10 protein-coding genes and 1 pseudogene are annotated in these 16,040 nt (G+C 41.0%); 7 read left to right on the top strand and 4 right to left on the bottom strand.

Annotated elements, in window-relative coordinates; all coding sequences use genetic code 11:
- Positions 1 to 5: 5 nt before the first annotated feature.
- The 4 genes and pseudogenes from K6969_RS07830 to K6969_RS07815 all read right to left on the bottom strand — a co-directional run bounded on the left by K6969_RS07830 (position 6) and on the right by K6969_RS07815 (position 5,169).
- On the bottom strand, positions 6 to 1,685 hold the full coding sequence (locus K6969_RS07830) for a glycosyltransferase family 8 protein (RefSeq protein WP_043026769.1): 1,680 nt from the start codon (positions 1,683 to 1,685) through the stop codon (positions 6 to 8).
- A 73-nt stretch (positions 1,686 to 1,758) separates the two neighbouring features.
- Entirely contained in the window at positions 1,759 to 3,435 is a 1,677-nt protein-coding gene (locus K6969_RS07825) for a glycosyltransferase (RefSeq protein WP_321537507.1), read from the bottom strand.
- Positions 3,424 to 4,227 (bottom strand): annotated as a pseudogene (locus K6969_RS07820) (SP_1767 family glycosyltransferase); the annotation flags it as partial. The pseudogene K6969_RS07820 and the gene K6969_RS07825, both read right to left, overlap by 12 nt.
- Before the next feature lie 54 nt (positions 4,228 to 4,281).
- Positions 4,282 to 5,169 carry a glycosyltransferase family 2 protein gene (locus tag K6969_RS07815; protein WP_029173051.1) on the bottom strand — a complete coding sequence of 296 codons (888 nt, stop codon included), beginning with the start codon at positions 5,167 to 5,169 and terminating at the stop codon, positions 4,282 to 4,284.
- 212 nt (positions 5,170 to 5,381) lie between these two features.
- Here K6969_RS07815 and secY2 point away from each other — a divergent pair, with 212 nt between their 5' ends.
- Genes secY2 through gtfB form a run of 7 tightly spaced genes read left to right on the top strand, consistent with a single transcriptional unit; the run spans position 5,382 to position 16,032 of the window.
- The gene (secY2, locus tag K6969_RS07810) at positions 5,382 to 6,596 is read left to right on the top strand and encodes an accessory Sec system protein translocase subunit SecY2 (RefSeq protein ID WP_321537379.1); all 1,215 of its coding nucleotides are present in this window, start codon (positions 5,382 to 5,384) and stop codon (positions 6,594 to 6,596) included.
- An 8-nt stretch (positions 6,597 to 6,604) separates the two neighbouring features.
- A complete protein-coding gene (gene asp1, locus K6969_RS07805) occupies positions 6,605 to 8,143 on the top strand; it encodes an accessory Sec system protein Asp1 (RefSeq protein ID WP_029173053.1) in 1,539 nt (512 codons plus the stop codon).
- Positions 8,143 to 9,846 (top strand): accessory Sec system protein Asp2, encoded by a 1,704-nt coding sequence (gene asp2 / locus K6969_RS07800; protein ID WP_171942842.1) that lies wholly within the window; start codon positions 8,143 to 8,145, stop codon positions 9,844 to 9,846. Before asp1 ends, asp2 begins: the two co-directional genes overlap by 1 nt.
- Before the next feature lie 5 nt (positions 9,847 to 9,851).
- Complete coding sequence (gene asp3 / locus K6969_RS07795) at positions 9,852 to 10,808, top strand: accessory Sec system protein Asp3 (RefSeq protein ID WP_171942843.1); 957 nt, start codon at positions 9,852 to 9,854, stop codon at positions 10,806 to 10,808.
- Positions 10,805 to 13,189: an accessory Sec system translocase SecA2 gene (gene secA2, locus K6969_RS07790; RefSeq protein WP_321537378.1), complete on the top strand. Its 2,385-nt coding sequence runs from the start codon at positions 10,805 to 10,807 to the stop codon at positions 13,187 to 13,189. The genes asp3 and secA2 overlap by 4 nt, the downstream gene beginning before the upstream one ends.
- Before the next feature lie 15 nt (positions 13,190 to 13,204).
- Complete coding sequence (gtfA, locus tag K6969_RS07785) at positions 13,205 to 14,710, top strand: accessory Sec system glycosyltransferase GtfA (RefSeq protein WP_172008457.1); 1,506 nt, start codon at positions 13,205 to 13,207, stop codon at positions 14,708 to 14,710.
- On the top strand, positions 14,707 to 16,032 hold the full coding sequence (gene gtfB / locus K6969_RS07780; RefSeq protein WP_029173058.1) for an accessory Sec system glycosylation chaperone GtfB: 1,326 nt from the start codon (positions 14,707 to 14,709) through the stop codon (positions 16,030 to 16,032). Before gtfA ends, gtfB begins: the two co-directional genes overlap by 4 nt.
- Positions 16,033 to 16,040: the final 8 nt, after the last annotated feature.

Below are 16,040 nucleotides of genomic sequence, written 5' to 3'. Positions count from 1 at the left end.
TTTCCTTAATAGAATGGCTTGTGATGAGGAAGTTGCTCTAAGAATTGCAATTCATTGAGTTTCGCTTCTAGCTTGCTAGCGAGTTCTTCTTTCTCTAGTTTCTGGGCAGTCACAAGCAGGTTGTAGAGTTCTTGTTTGTAAAATTCTTTGTAATGGATGAGAGACAGATTACATAGCGCCATATAGGAGGCGAAGTGGTTCAATTCTTCCATTCGCTGGGAGATGGCTTCCTCTGTTTCAAGGGGAGCTTGTAGGATAGATACATTTCGTTTGACATAAGTTCTATTATTGACAAAGGCCACGGATTCACCTACCAAGTAGAAGAGGCAGGCTAGTAAATCTTCTGAGTGATGGCTGGCTAGTTGACCTGCTCTCTGGATGATAGTGGAATGGTAGAGTTTGCCATCTAGGTGGGTATGACGGAAAGTTTCATACCATTTTAATCCGAAGAGGTTTTCTAATAAATAGCTGGTTTGTCGGCGGCCGTCAGCAAGGTCAGGCTCAAACATCTTGTAGATCCCCTCCTCCTCTTCTAGTAAGGTAAAGGGCGCACTGGCTATGAAGGTATCTTGCTCCACAAGCTGATGGTAGAGGGATGAGATATGGGTTTTGTCCAGCCAGTCCTCTGCCTCTATCATGTTGAAATAGCTGGTTTTGATGTGTGTTAGTCCTGCATAATAGGCTTCCATTTTTGTGGCAAAGTCTTTTTTGATCACCATTACTGGATGCTCTTTGGTCAGGTAAGGAATCAGGATTTCTTCCAGTTCAGGTTGGTCTTCTGGTAGCAGGAGTAGAATCTGTAGGTTCTTGTAATCCTGCTCAAAGATACTTAGGAGGCATTGGCTGAGGGAGGCTGGTCTGACCTGCCAAGCATTGACTAGGAGAGTAACCGCTGGCTCGACAGAGGAGAGGTAGGCTTGAAAGGTTCTGCGATAGAGTTCGAAACTCTCGCGATTGTATTGGAGATAATTTTGGTCCTTTCTCCAAGGCTTGTGCCAATTGAAGTGGATAATGACCGCTTCTTCCAGCGGAATATGCTTGACCTTGCGCTGATAGGTAGTCATATTGTACTTGGCTTCAAGGTTTAGGATTTGCCCCTTCAAACCGATATTGATAATATCTTGGTCTTGATATTCAATGTAATCTTTTATTTCTTCTGCGCGGGAGAAGAGGTATTCCTCAATATGATCTCTTCTCATTAGGTCTAGGTTTAGGAGGAGAACACCAGAATTAATGTAGATATCTTGAGCATCAAAGCCGATTTTTTCTCGATATTCCGAATTACCGTGGAGCATGTCCAATTCATTGACACCTGCGAGGTAATGGTGACTGAGATCTCTTTCCCAGACTTCTTTCAGTGTTCCATTAACTAAGATATCGCAGTCCAGATATAAGACCCTGTCCAGTTCAGCTAATTGGCTAGGCAACAAGATGCGAAAGTAGGCTTCAAGTGAAATCCCTTCTTTCAGAGGGAGGTGGTCAAAAGACGTGCTGTCAATCTCAATAAAAGAAATGGTCACCAGCTGAGAAGTCAGGCGACTGAGTTTAAAACGACTATGGTCAGACATCCATTTGGTCAATACATAGAAATGCAATTCGTCATTTGGATGGTGTTGAATGATGGAATAGATGGTCGTTCCTAGATAGTCAGCATAGGAATCTGTAGCACTAAATGCGATATGCATCTGGTTCTCCTTTGTTTTTCTAGTTTGAAACTTGCCTGGTCCTGCCTATATTTTTTGGGCAAATTTCTGCTGGCTAGAGTAGATTGAGTCTTGTCAGGGTCTCTTGATAGAGTTGATGATTATTTTGACAATAGCTTTCCTTGGCTAGTAGTTGGACTTGTTCTTTATAGTGATCCATAAAATCAACGGTCAACAGTTGGTTATTGGCTAGCAAGGTAAAGAGATAGGCTAGGTCATCCACTCTATTGTTTAGTATTTCTAAGTTTTCAGCTTTTTCTTTAAAACGACGCACATAGAGTTTGTGACGGCTAACCAGCACGGTGTCAGCAATTAGATAGGCAAGATTGGCTAGCTTACGGTTGCTCAATGTCTGTCGGTGAAAGAGCGGTGTGAAGACTTGGGCTTGGAATAACTTTCCAAACAAATTCTCATGTCCTTCTTTTTCAAACCAAATCAAGCTATGCAAGCGTTGAAGAAGTTCCTTGCTCTCCATGATCGTATCGATTGGAAACTCTTCTGAATAGAAGAGATAGTTTTGCTGTTTCTCATTAAAGACAGCGAAAGAAGTCTGGGCGATCTGGCAATCTTTCTCAGTCAAGGAGGTCAATAAGCACTCGACGTACTCCAAGTCCAACCAGTCAGTCTGACGGACAAAGGTTAGGTAGTCTCCTTTTGCCTTCTTGATGCCAGCCTGCTCGAGAGAAATAACCTCGGTATCTAAGGTGAGCAAGTGGAAACGGCTATCTTTCTGGTAAGCATCCATTAGTACTTGGCTATGTGAGTAGGCCTTGTTCTGCACCAAGAGGATTTCAAGCTCGCGATAGGTCTGCACGCTGATAGATTCTAGGCAGGCTTGGAGATAAGGGCTTTCTTCGCCGATAGGGATAATGATGCTGACAAGAGGTCTATTCTGCAGGGCTATGAATGCTGCCTGATAGTCTTGGTATGTCAGGGCAGAATCCTTGAGATAGTCTGGTATAGTTGTGATGGCATGCCAGGCCTTGATGTCACCGTTGAAGTGTTCGATGACAATCTCATCAGTTGCCAGCTCCTTATTTTGTTTGCGTACATCCGTGTAGTTATAGGCAGGCGAAAGCTGCTTGAAATTCCCCTTATAGTAGAGGTTTAAAATATCTTGGTCAGGGAATTTATAGTCTCGAGCCTTATCAATTGCCATGGTGATTAGCTGATTGGTAGTGCCATTCTGACGCATCTTGTCAAGGTCCATCAAGAGGACCCCAGAGCTAAAGTAGGCATCATTTGGACCAAAGCCTAGGCTGTCTAGATACCATTGGTAGTATTTAAAAATATCTGCTTCGACGATGGCACCGAGCGCATATCCTTCCAAATCTGTTTGGAACAATTCCATCAAGTTCCCATGTACTAAGATGTCCACGTCTAGGTAGAGGATTCGCTCCAGATCAATGAGGAGTTCAGGTAGTAGGAATCGTGAAAACGATTCAATCGGGAATTGTTCAGTTCGGATGGGAATGGCTGAAAACTGCTGGTCTTCCAACAAATGGAAGTGCAACTCTAAATTGGGAGTTTGTTGAGCTAGGTTGTCCAAATCTTGGAGAATGCTCTGAGCAATCTCCTTGTAAAGAATATGGACTCGTACCTCTTCCTTTGGATGATGGGCGAGGATGGATAGGATGGTGGCGCCAAGATACTGGGCATAGCGATTATTAACAGAGAAAGCAATATCTATGGTTTTACTTTCTAGGACAGTAGCCCAGATCTCACCTGTCAAGTCTAAGACAATTTGTTGTAGATACTCTTGATCCTCTGTAAAGATGATATCCTGATCGAAATTATGTTCAGCTGTGTGCTTGTGCTGGAGTTTGATTTTGGTTTGAGCCTGCATGGTAAACCATTCGTACTCTGAATCAATATGACCGATGTCAATTGCTTGCATACCTGTTTTAGACAGACGATAGGCCATGACTTTGGCAGTTGGTCCCAACATCAAAAGGACTAGTTTGTCTTGTCCGTAGGTCTGGATAGCAGCTAGAATATCCTCTATTTGGGAATAGGCATTCTTAGACGGACAGATAATCCGCTGGATAGATTTGGCCTCTTGAAAAAGGTCGTTGCCCACACCTGAGCGAGAGGTTTTGCCCTCGACAATCAGGATGTCCTTGTCTGTCCAAATCTGCTTTAAGCTTTGAAAATAGCCTGCCGAGACGCTCTTATCAGCCACGTCGATATAAGGGCGTGAGATAAAGGTACTTCCATACCAAGGAGCTTTACAAATCTGGCGGTAGTAGTCTTGGTAGTGCTGTAAGTGCCCTTCCCAAAAATGATTACAGGCGTCTGTATAGCGTTCTCTGTTTTCGAAAACATCTGACAGGCAGACCATCAAGTGCTGGTTGCTTTCAAGTCCTAGTATCTCTTTTAATTCGCTGGCTAGCTGAGGGTCATAGTCTTGGTAAGGAATGCTGTGACCTGCAATAATGTCCATCTCTCCATCGCCAAATCGTGCGACAGAGCAGGAGTGTTCCAAAATATAGTCTAGGCTTTGAGAAATAGGTTTTACTCGGATGGGGATAAGTGGTGTATTCATGGAGGTGCTTGTTTCTTTCTGATTAGGAGGTTCTTATTCACTAAATAGTTCCAATTTGTTCAAAACACGTAGGTATTCTAAGCTATCGCTACACTGATGGACTTCCAATTCATGTTTGGTATGTAATAGGACATTATAGAGTTTTTGGCGAACCAGCTCCGTATCCTTCTTGGCTAAAACCAAATCTACGATGCGTTCTTCCAAGGCTTCGATATTGTTCAGGACCTTTGACAAACTAAAATCGGAAGTTATGATACTGTTGCCATGTCGACGATACATGTAAAATTCTTTGTTAATAAGTGCGACAGAATCAGACTTTAAAAGTGCTTTATGTATGGTGTATTCATCTTCAAATACTTTTCCTTTTGGAAATCTAATGGTATTAAATAAAGTAGCTTTGAAGACTTTTCCCCATGCGACTACGAAAGGTGCAGTATTTAAATTTTTCCATACGACCTGACGGTTTAGAGCTTCTTGTGCACTTATCAACTCGATCGTATCTTTTTGGGATTGTTCGACGAAGTAATAAAAAGTTTGTTGATTTTCATCCCAGATAAAGAAGTGTCCGATGACAATGTCAACATCATGCTGAATGGCAGTTGTCAGGCAGGTTTCTAGAAAATCTTCACAAATGCCGTCGTCAGAGTCCAAGAAAGTGAGATACTCCCCTTTTGCAAGGGACAGACCAGTATTGCGGGCTTCGGACACACCTTTGCTTTTTTTTATATGCTTTATATAGATGCGCTCATCTCCTTTAGCATAATCATCGCATATAGTCCCAGAAGAGTCGGTGGAACCATCATTTATGAGCAACAATTCCCAGTTGGAGTAGGTTTGAGCGAGGACGGTTCGAATACATTCATCCAGATAATTTTCGACGTTATAGACTGGAACAATAATACTGATTAATGGGGTATTCAAAATTTTCTCCTTCTTGTATAGATATCTAGACTATTTTATCATATTTGTACTGTTTGTGCACCTTTTTACAAATATTTCTACCGGTAACAATATATAGATATATTGGCAAAAAGTGAGGGTGAGTATTGCTATTTTACTTCATATGAAAATTGTGCTAAAATCGAGTGATATAGAAACTAATTTGAAGGATACACCTTATGAAGAGATTATTTTTGAAACATCCCATAATTAATCAAATAGCAGTGAGTAGTTTGATTATCATGATATTTTTGGCTGGTCGCTATATACCAGTTCCATTGGTTGAACTAGCACCATATTTATCGGACCTAGATCTAAGCTCCCTTCCTTGGTATCAAATTCCGTCCAGTAGCTTGACCGTGTTTTCAATCTTTGCACTGGGGCTAGGTCCGTGGATGTATGCGACGATATTGATTTCTTTATTTTCCATTGGAAGTAAGCAGGTTGCAGTTTCGCCACGAGTCAGCGAATTGAGAAAGAATAGCTTAATGTTTGTGTTGGCTCTTATACAGGGATTAGGCGTAGCGATTACCTTAAATTATGGAGAATCTGTTAAGGCCTCCATTATAGATGACATTTTTTTTGTGAGCCTAGTCATGATTGCTGGGGCCTATGTTGTTAGTTGGTTCGCCAATATGAATACCGCATATGGACTAGGAGGAACCTCCCTGATCATCCTGATTAACATTATTGTTGGTCAATTTACGACATTTCCGTTGTTTTTTGAATTGTTTCAAAGTGGTCTAGCCTTAGTTGGCTTTTTGTTATTAGGGTGGATTGTTTTCTCTCTTTACTTGAGTGTCGTCTTGGATCAAGCAGAATATCGAATTCCGATCCAACGAATAGCTATCAAAAGCGATTTGATGAAAGAAGCCTATATGCCAATCAAGCTAAATATTGCAGGGGGTATGCCATTTATGTATGCCTATACTTTGTTGGCCTTTCCTCAGTATATCTTTCTACTATTGTCCTTCTTGTTTCCTAAATACGGTCCCTTCTTTCAAGTGCTGGGAAGTTATTTTGTGCTGACAAGGTGGGAAGGAATTGTATTCTTCCTTGCCATATTGGCGCTTTTGACAGTTGCATTTTCCTTTACAACAATAAACCCAACTGACAAATCAAAGGAGATGCGGAAGTCAGGTGACTATATTCCTTTTGTAAGACCAGGACAACCGACCAAGGATTACCTAACAGCCATTGTTCTCAGAATTGCTACGATTAATGCGATTTTCCTAATGTGTATGGCTGGCATTCCGATGTTGGCTAGTCTTGGGAATCCAGATATTCAGCCGGTTGCAGGTCTTCCAGGGATTATTATGATGGTGGTTGGTATTGTACTGACAACCATCAAAGAAGTGAGAGTAGCGAGATTGAAGAAGCGATATAGTTCGTTATTCACAATTGAGTAGGAGAAAGTATGAAGCATTATTTTATTCCGTCATGGTACCCAGAACATCGGACTTGGTATGATAATACTAATAGCTGGTATAACATGTGGGCAACGGCACGTTTTGATGATACGATCAATCAACTCAGGATGTTTGAAACTGCAGGTGAGGAGAATCAATTATTGGTTCTTAATTATATGCCGAATTTACGTTACTACAAACACCGTTATGATCTATTTGAAGTTGATACCTGGTCTGTATTTGATCAGTTGCAAGGAATAGGAGATTTCCAAGGTTCGGTGATTGATTATCTGGATTTCGATTGGCCAAAGGGAATCGAATTTGTAAACAGCCCTTTCTTGGTCATGGCGTTCTTAAACGGAGAACGGTATGCCCAAATCGAATTTGGCGAATCTGGTCAGGTTATCTGGTTCGATTTCTTTCAGCAAGGTTCCCTAACCAAGAAACTAGTATTTGATGACCGTGGATTTATTTCTAGTATCGTATATTATGAAAACGGTCAGTCTTTACATCAAGACTATCTGGGATTAGATGGGCAGTGGAGGGTGCGAGAATATTTTGATAACGGTCGTGTAGAAGTAAATCAACATCTGGCTAAATCGATTTCTGAACAGCAAATATATGAAAATATGGAAGAGCTAGTTCAGGAAAGATTGAGTTATTACTTAAAAAGCGACATTGAGCCTGCTACCATCTTTTTAACAGCGTCTCCCGAACATCATGACTTGGTGATGCAGTCTAAGGGGAAACAAAAAGTTGTCTTGTCGTTCTTTAGAGAACGCTACCCTCTGGATAATATTGCCCAAAATATCTCAATGTTAGTGACGGCAAATCTGGTGATTACAGATAGCAAAAAAACAGCTGATTTACTATCATCCTATAATCTCGTTCCAGTTCAACACCAGTCCTTGTTTGATACTCGATTGGCACTAGGTAAGAGCCAGAGATTGCAGGAACTCTATATTTATTTCTTAATAGATGGTCTTTCGGTTGAAAGTCTGACAAGCTATCTAGAATTTATTTTTAATGCGATGGAACAGAACGAAGATATCTATTTGTCGCTCGTTTCTTATCAGACGAATCACCAACAAGTTGATGCATTAAAACAGACGATTGATGAACTATTGGATGCCCGTCCAGAACCATATCTATTCTTGGAAAAAGAAAATACACGGATGTTTGAATTTGGCGATAAGGAGACACACGATAGTCGTGTCAGTTTGTCTTTTTACCACAGTGAAAACGAGATTATTCAATCATTAGAAAGTATTCGCTTAATTATTGATTTAGCAGATGAACCTGATTTGTATACCCAAATAGCAGGTATTAGTTCAGGGATTCCTCAAATCAACCGAATAGAATCTGAATTTGTTGAGCATTTGAAAAATGGCTTTGTTTTATCAAAAGAAAGTGACTTAAAAGAAGCGATAGACTATTATTTATCTGGACTCGCCAATTGGAATAAGTCTCTCATTCACTCTGTTCAGAAAATTTCAGAATACACAAGTGGCGTCCTCGTAGAAAAAGTGAAAGAAAAAATAAATTAATGGCAAAAAAAAAAATACCTATTTTACAGATCGGTGGACAGAATTGGCAGACTGAACAAAGTCTGTCAGACAAGTTGGAATGGCACTATTATTCTTTTGAACGCATAGAGGAATTGCTATCAGAACTTGACCAGATTCAGTCTGAACAAATCCAGTTAACAACATTACAGCAGGAAAGAGAAGAAGTCCTGACGACCTTGTTTGATGAAGAGCTAGATGAACAAGCCAAAGTAGAACTAGAGGAACGCTTGAGAATGAGTAAATCCTTTAAGGAACTGGAAAAAGAAATCAAACGCTTGCAGAAAAAAATCGATACTAGTTTAAAATTTTCTGCCCTAGTTCTATCAGACGATACCTATCCAGAAAGTATCATGCCGATTTTGGACTTGTTTAAGGTGTATGAAATATTCTATCCTCAAGGTTCGCATGCAACAGGTTGGTTACAAGAAGAGCTAAGAAAACGGATGGCTCAATCCTATGATGAGACTAAGAAGTCAGAATTTGCCCATACCTTATCCCAAGGTCTATTTGTGGGTCAGTATGGAGCAAAAGTCCATATAGATGATTTAGAGGTCTCTCCAAATTTTGCAGGGACTATACAAATGGAAGGGCGGAAAAAGTTGGTTTTGGAAGGTGAGTTTGATTCTGACTATCGACAGATAGCCTTCTTTCGCTTTAATGTTCTATATAATGCCGATCAATTCTTAAACTTGTTTTTAGAACATGAAACATCATCCGAATGTTCCCTTCAGATGTCAGTCCGATTGATTCCTGATGGAGCTACAGATTACATTGTGAAGGAATGGAAAATTGAAGGGGAGGAACTAAGAAATCAAGTTGTGATTGATGCTGAAATAAGTGGCTACTTGTTTATCTCCATTTTGGTAAAAGGGAGTGGACGAGTAGAGATAGGAGACCTTCATTACCGCTTTTCTAGAAATGGGCTTGGGGAGTTTATCTTAGGAGGGGAACGTATTGTAGATGAGAATCTACAAGAAGTTTTCACTTATTTTGAACCTGGTGATTTTAAACCGCCTCTTTGCGTCTACTTCTCGGGTTTCCGTACTGCGGAAGGTTTTGAGGGGTTTTGGATGATGAAAAGTATGAAAACTCCTTTTATGCTCATCTGTGATCCGAGATTAGATGGTGGAGCTTTCTATTTAGGAAGTAAGGAGTTAGAAGATAAAATCCAACAGAAAATACAAGATAAATTGGAGTTTTTAGGATTTGATTCCAGTCAACTAATTCTTTCAGGAATGTCTATGGGAACTTTCGGAGCTTCCTACTATGGTGCCAAGCTGAAGCCTCATGGCATTGTTGTTAGCAAACCCCTTCTAAGTCTAGGCGATATGGCTTTTGCAGAACACTTAAATAGACCAGGTGGCTTCCCGACATCCCTTGATTTGTTACATTCGAACTATTATTCAATGGATACTGAAGCTGCTGAGAAATTAAATAATCGCTTTTGGGATTTGATGGAGCCAAACGTATATGAATCGACCAAATTTGCAGTCGCCTATATGAAAGAAGATGATTACGATTCAACAGCCTTTGAAAAATTAGTTCGTACGAGTAGAGAGAGCGGGGCACGGATTCTAGGAAGAGGCTATTCAGGTCGTCACTTGGATGGAAGCGATGTGACATCGAGCTGGTTCATAAAACAGTACCGCGATATGCTCGAAAAAGATTTTAATAGGGAGTAAAAAGTGTGCGAGTAGTAATAAAATGGAAGCATTTTGCTCAAGAAATGTATTCCCATGGTAGCAAAGTGGATTTTCAGAAACAGATTATTTCCTTTGACAACCCCTTGATGCCACCAAGTTTCGAAATCAAGCGATGGTATTCTAGAACGAATTTTCAGGCTAAACGCCAAACCCCAACACTGCCCATTCTGAACAGAGGGGAGAAGTATCGGCTGATTGTAAATGCTGAATCTTATCCGGAAAACAGTTTTTATATTCGTGTCGTATTTTTTAATCGTTTTGGGAAGCAAGTAGGCTTTAAATTCTTGAAAACCAAGGATGCAACGTTTACCTATCCCAAAGATGCTTATTCGTATGATATTGCCTTATTGAATGCGGGATGTGAGAAGTTGGAGTTTCAATCCATGGTGTTAAAATCGATAGATGATACGGCAGACTTGTTCGCTCTATCAGCTGAAAAACAAAATCCTAGTTCTGATGCTAAAGTGAATCTTGTTTTCGTTGAAGAATCAGAAGATTTAATCTATGAGAAGTCCATGTTTTCCGAAGTAATAAACAGATTGAGCGATGTTGTTTTTATCGCGGACACAGATGGAGAATTATCCATGCTGAATCAAGAAACAGAAAAGTTTATTCTTGATTTGATTCATAACCAAGGTGAGGATGGGGTAAACTTCTTTTCTTATGGACCAAAAGGGAATTTTGCGACGCGCTACTATTGTGAAAAACTGAAGCAAGGTCAAGTGTTTTCAGGTCAAGAGTTTTACGACGCCTCTACTTATCAGACTCTCCTGAGCCATCAGGGAATGAGCGTAAACCATGTTGAGGAACTGAGAAAAATGGGTATAGGTGACCATTTGAATCAACTTCCAAACCGTGACTTAGCAATCGTTTCTTCCTTGGTTCATCCCCTACGTCTACTTGTCCAACAATTTTTAGAGAAGGATGGTCATAAAAAATGAAGAGACTGAAACAGTTTTTCTCCATGGATTATTATCGCTTAAAACGATTGGATAAAATTTTCACTGAGATTGATAGCTTGAAAGAGAAGATGGCTCGTTTGACAGATGATGAGATGCGAGGGAAAACGCAGGAATTTAAGGATAGACTGGCAGCTGGTGCTACTCTCGATGATCTTCTGGTAGAAGCTTATGCATTGGTCAGGGAAGCAGATAAGCGCGTGTTGGGAATGTTTCCGTACAAGGTCCAAGTGATGGGAGCAATTGTTCTTCACGAAGGAAATATTGCTGAGATGAAGACCGGCGAAGGAAAAACATTGACAGCTACGATGCCTCTTTACCTCAATGCCCTCGAAGGAAAAGGTGCGATGCTAATAACCACCAGCGGTTATTTAGCACAGCGAGATGCTGAAGAAATGGGTGAAGTCTACAAATTTTTAGGACTAACAGTTTCTTGTGGAGTTAGAGAAGCGGACGGAAAAGATAAAGCGAGTTCTCCGGATAAAAAAGCTATCTATGCCGCAGATATTACCTATACAACCAACAGTGCTCTTGGTTTTGATTATCTTTTTGAAAATTTAGCAACAAGCAAGGGTGGAAAATATTTACGTCCCTTTCATTATGCTATCATTGACGAAGCGGATGCTGTCTTATTAGATACTGCACAAACCCCATTGATTGTCTCAGGCTCTCCCCGCGTGCAGTCAAACCTCTATGCCATTGCAGATCAGTTCATTGTCAGTCTAAAAGAGGGAGAAGGTTATTACTACAACCGAGAAAATGGTGAAGTGTGGCTGACACAGGCAGGAATTGATGAAGCCGAGCGTTATTTTAATGCTCAGGAATTTTTTGACATCGACCATGCAGAATTAGTGCGCCATGTTGTTTTAGCCTTACAAGCCCATAAATGTTTCACATTAGGGAAAAACTATGTCGTTCAAAACAATAAGGTTCAATTGTTGGATAAGACAGATGGTCGTGTTCTGTCAGGAACTCGGCTCCAAGGTGGTGTTCATCAGGCTATAGAACAAAAAGAGGGCGTTAAGATAACACCGGAAATGCGTTCAATTGCTTCAGTCACCTATCAAAATCTATTCTTAATGTTCAATAAACTTTCTGGTATGACAGGGACTGGTAAAACAGCTGAGTCAGAATTTATAGAAACCTATAATATGGAAGTTGTTCAGATTCCAACCAATAAACCAGTCATTCGTAAAGATTATCCTGATAAGATTTATACGACCATGCCGGAGAAAATTCAAGCTTCTTTGGATCTGGTGAAAAAAATCCATGCAACAGGGCAACCTATTCTTTTGGTGACTGGTTCGGTCAATATGTCTGAACTCTATTCAGAACTCCTGTTGTTAGAAGGGATTCCTCACAGCCTTCTCAATGCCTATAATGCAGCCAAAGAAGCGCAGATGGTTGCAGAAGCAGGACAGCTTGGAACGGTTACAGTAGCGACGAATATGGCCGGTAGAGGAACGGACATCAAACTCGGTCCAGGTGTAAAAGAATTGGGTGGTTTGGCCGTTATCGGAACGGAGCGAATGAAGAGCCAGCGGATGGACTTGCAGATGCGAGGACGTTCAGGACGGCAGGGAGATCCAGGATTTAGCCAATTTTTCGCCTGCTTGGAAGACGATCTGTTAATTGAGAATGGCGGCAAGTGGATTCAGACTTATTTTGAAAACAATAAAGATAAGATTGACCCAACGAAGCCTGAGGAATTGACCAGTAGACGATTTAAAAAAGCCTTGCGACATGCACAAGAAGCGAGTGATGGTTCGGGACGCTCTTCACGAAGCATGACCTTGCAGTTTGACGAAAGTGTCAAATTACAACGAGAATACGTCTATAGAGAAAGAAATGCCATTATCGAGGGAACAAACGAAGCGCTCGATATCCTACAATTCGCCAAAGAAGATATCGTTCTGTATCTCAAAAAGCATCCTGTTTTGGATGCCCATGATTTGGAGCGCTATATCTTGGACCACATCACCTATGATTTTCATAGTTTTCCAGAACATTTAGAATTACAAAATCATAGCCAAGTTCAAGCCTTTTTGCTGAATATTATAAAACAAGAAGTTGACCATAAGAAAGAATTTTTATCAAAAGACTACTCACAATTCGAACGAATAGCTGCTTTGAAAGCTATTGATGAATGCTGGGTAGAAGAAGTGGACTATCTACAACAACTCCGCGTCATTGCAGGAGCGAGACAAGCAGCGCAACGCAACCCAGTATTTGAATACCACCAAGAAGCCTATAAAGGCTATCAAAAAATGAAAGAAGAAATAAGGCGAAATATCTTACAGAATATCCTGTTAAGCGATGTCTCTTATACAGAGAAAGGAGATATGCAAGTATATTTTGTGTAGAAAGAAGAGGAAGTTATGACCGTCTACAATATCAATCTTGGGATAGGTTGGGCCAGTAGTGGTGTTGAGTACGCTCAAGCCTATCGTGCTCAATTATTACGCCGAAAAGGAATCAAAACCAAGTTTATCTTTACAGATTTTTTCGGACAAGATAATATATCAGACATGACACGGAATATCGGTTTCAAGGATGAGGAAGTCATCTGGCTCTACACCTTCTTTACAGACCAAAAGGTAGCACCAACTACTTATACCCTTGACCAATTGAGACAAGATGTTACAGGAACGATAACGCGAGAAGAGCGTGATGGGAAGATTGTTCGTTTCTTCTATGAAGAGCAGAATTTCTTTTTGACAGCCTATCTTTGTCAGGAAGACAAAGATATCGTTCATCGTGTTGAATACGTTTCGAGCGGGAACCTGATTCGCAAGGATTTCTTTACCTACATGAGAAGTTTTAGTGAGTACTATACCCCACGCGATAGCAAGGCCCACCTATACCTCAGACGCTTCTTCAATGAAGACGGATCTGTTGCATATGAAGAAGTGATTGATGGAAATAAGAGTGTTTACCGTATGCCAGATGCCCTTATCAGTTCCAAAGAAGAGTGGATTGCCTACTTTATGCAGAACCTTGGCTTGACTAGCCAAGATATCGTCATCTTGGACCGAGCTACAGGAACTGGACAAGCAGTCTTTGCCAATAAAGGTCCTGCTCGATTAGGTGTCGTCATCCATGCGGAACATTACAGTCTCAATCAAGTTACCGACCAAACGATTCTCTGGAATAACTATTATGACTACCAATTTGTACACGCTGACTGTGTGGATTTCTTTATTACCTCGACCAAGCGCCAAAAAGAAGTCTTAGAGGAGCAGTTTGAAAAGTATGTTGGTAAGGTGCCTCTCATCGTGGACATACCAGTTGGAAGTATTGATTATGTCAGACGTGCAGAAATGAGAAGACCGTACTCCATTATTACCGCTTCACGTCTAGCAACAGAAAAACATGTGGACTGGCTGACCAAGGCTGTGGTTGCTGCCAAAAAAGACCTGCCAGAACTCACTTTTGATATCTATGGTAGCGGGGGTGAGCATGCTAAAATTGAGGCTATTATCAAGGAACATCAGGCAGAAGACTATATTCACCTGAAAGGGCATCACGATTTGACCGAGGTTTATCAAGATTACGAACTCTACCTGACTGCTTCAAAAAGTGAGGGCTTTGGCTTGACCTTGTTGGAAGCTATCGGTGCAGGCTTACCTCTTATCGGTTTTGATGCGCCTTATGGAAACCAGACCTTTATTCAAGAAGGACGAAACGGTTATCTCTTGCCATTCCCTACAGTAGAGGATGAGCAGGAGATTGTCTCACATTATCTTCAAGCGATTCGTGTCTTCTTTAGTCGTGAAGATCGTCATGAAATGCAGGAAGCTTCTTACCAAGTAGCATCCGCATTCTTAACCCATGAAATCGAGAAAAAATGGGTAGAATTAGTAGAGGAGATGGTAGGAAGATGATTCATTTATTTGATACGTACCAACAATCGAGCTGGGATTTGCATTTTTCCCTCATTTGTTCAGGATATAATAATCCGACAATTGTGTTAAATGATGATGGCTTCTTGCCTCATGATGTGACATCGCCTTTTCGATACTTTACGGAATATGATACTGTGCAAGGACAAGCCTTGTATTTCAATCAGGTAAAAACACCAGCTTTCTGGGAGATTCGTGGAGACGGTAGTCAGGCGGCAATCTATGATTATGCAACTAAGCGTGCACAGATTCATTACGCCCAACCAAGCCATATGCGACTTGTCAAAGCGGTGGATTGGTATGATGAAACAGGGAAAATCGTCGTGACCGACCGCTACAATGACAAGGGAATGTGTTTTGCACAAACCAGCTATGATAGCCAAGGACAGGCTATGCAGACCAGCTACTATAAGGAAGATGGTCAGGAAGTCTTGATTGAAAACCACGGCACGGGTGACTGGATTTTGAACCATCAGAACCAAATCCATTTCTTCAAAAACAAACATGCTTTTTATACATATTACCTGAAGACAGCTGGTTTCAATCTAGACCGTATCTTTTATAACCATTTAGGTCAACCCTTCTTGACAGCTTTTTATTTGGATGAAGATGGTGAAGACATTCTCTTTTGGCAAGAACCGATTCGCGATAGTATTCCAGGGAATATGCTCCTTTTACTCAATAAGCAGAGTAGAAGACCGACCAAGATTGTGGTACAAGATAAGGAAGCCTATGACAATCTGATGGCACTGGCAAGCCCAGAACAGCAGAAAAATATTGCCTATCTTGGTTTCTTGTATCCGTTTAAAGAACAAGCTGAGTTTAAACCAGAAGCTCTTATCTTAACTAATTCTGATCAAATCGAACAGTTGGAACGTCTGGTCACAAGTTTACCGCAGCTGCATTTTCATATCGGAGCGATTACAGAGATGTCTAGTCACTTGATGACCTTTGGCAACTATGAAAATGTGACCCTGTATCCAAATATTGCCATGGATTTGGTACAACAATTGTATCAGCGGACCAGCCTTTACTTGGATATCAATCATGGTAACGAAATCCTATCCTCTGTCCGTACAGCATTCGAATACCGTCAGCTGATTTTAGGTTTCACAGAAACCCTTCATGCGTCAACCTATGTTGCGCGTGAAAATCGCTACGCTTCCTCGCAAGTTGAGGTCATGATTGCTAAGATAAAATCCTTATTGGCAGGACAGAGTGATGAGCAAAGTCGCCTCCTATCCTGTCAGGACAAAGAAGCCAACTTGACCACAGTTGCCGACTACCAGCGCGTGATAAAATAGGAGGAACC

Origin of the sequence: Streptococcus suis (assembly GCF_019856455.1) — a bacterium.
Classification (GTDB): domain Bacteria; phylum Bacillota; class Bacilli; order Lactobacillales; family Streptococcaceae; genus Streptococcus; species Streptococcus suis_AE.
This window is presented reverse-complemented; position numbering and strand designations above follow the sequence as displayed.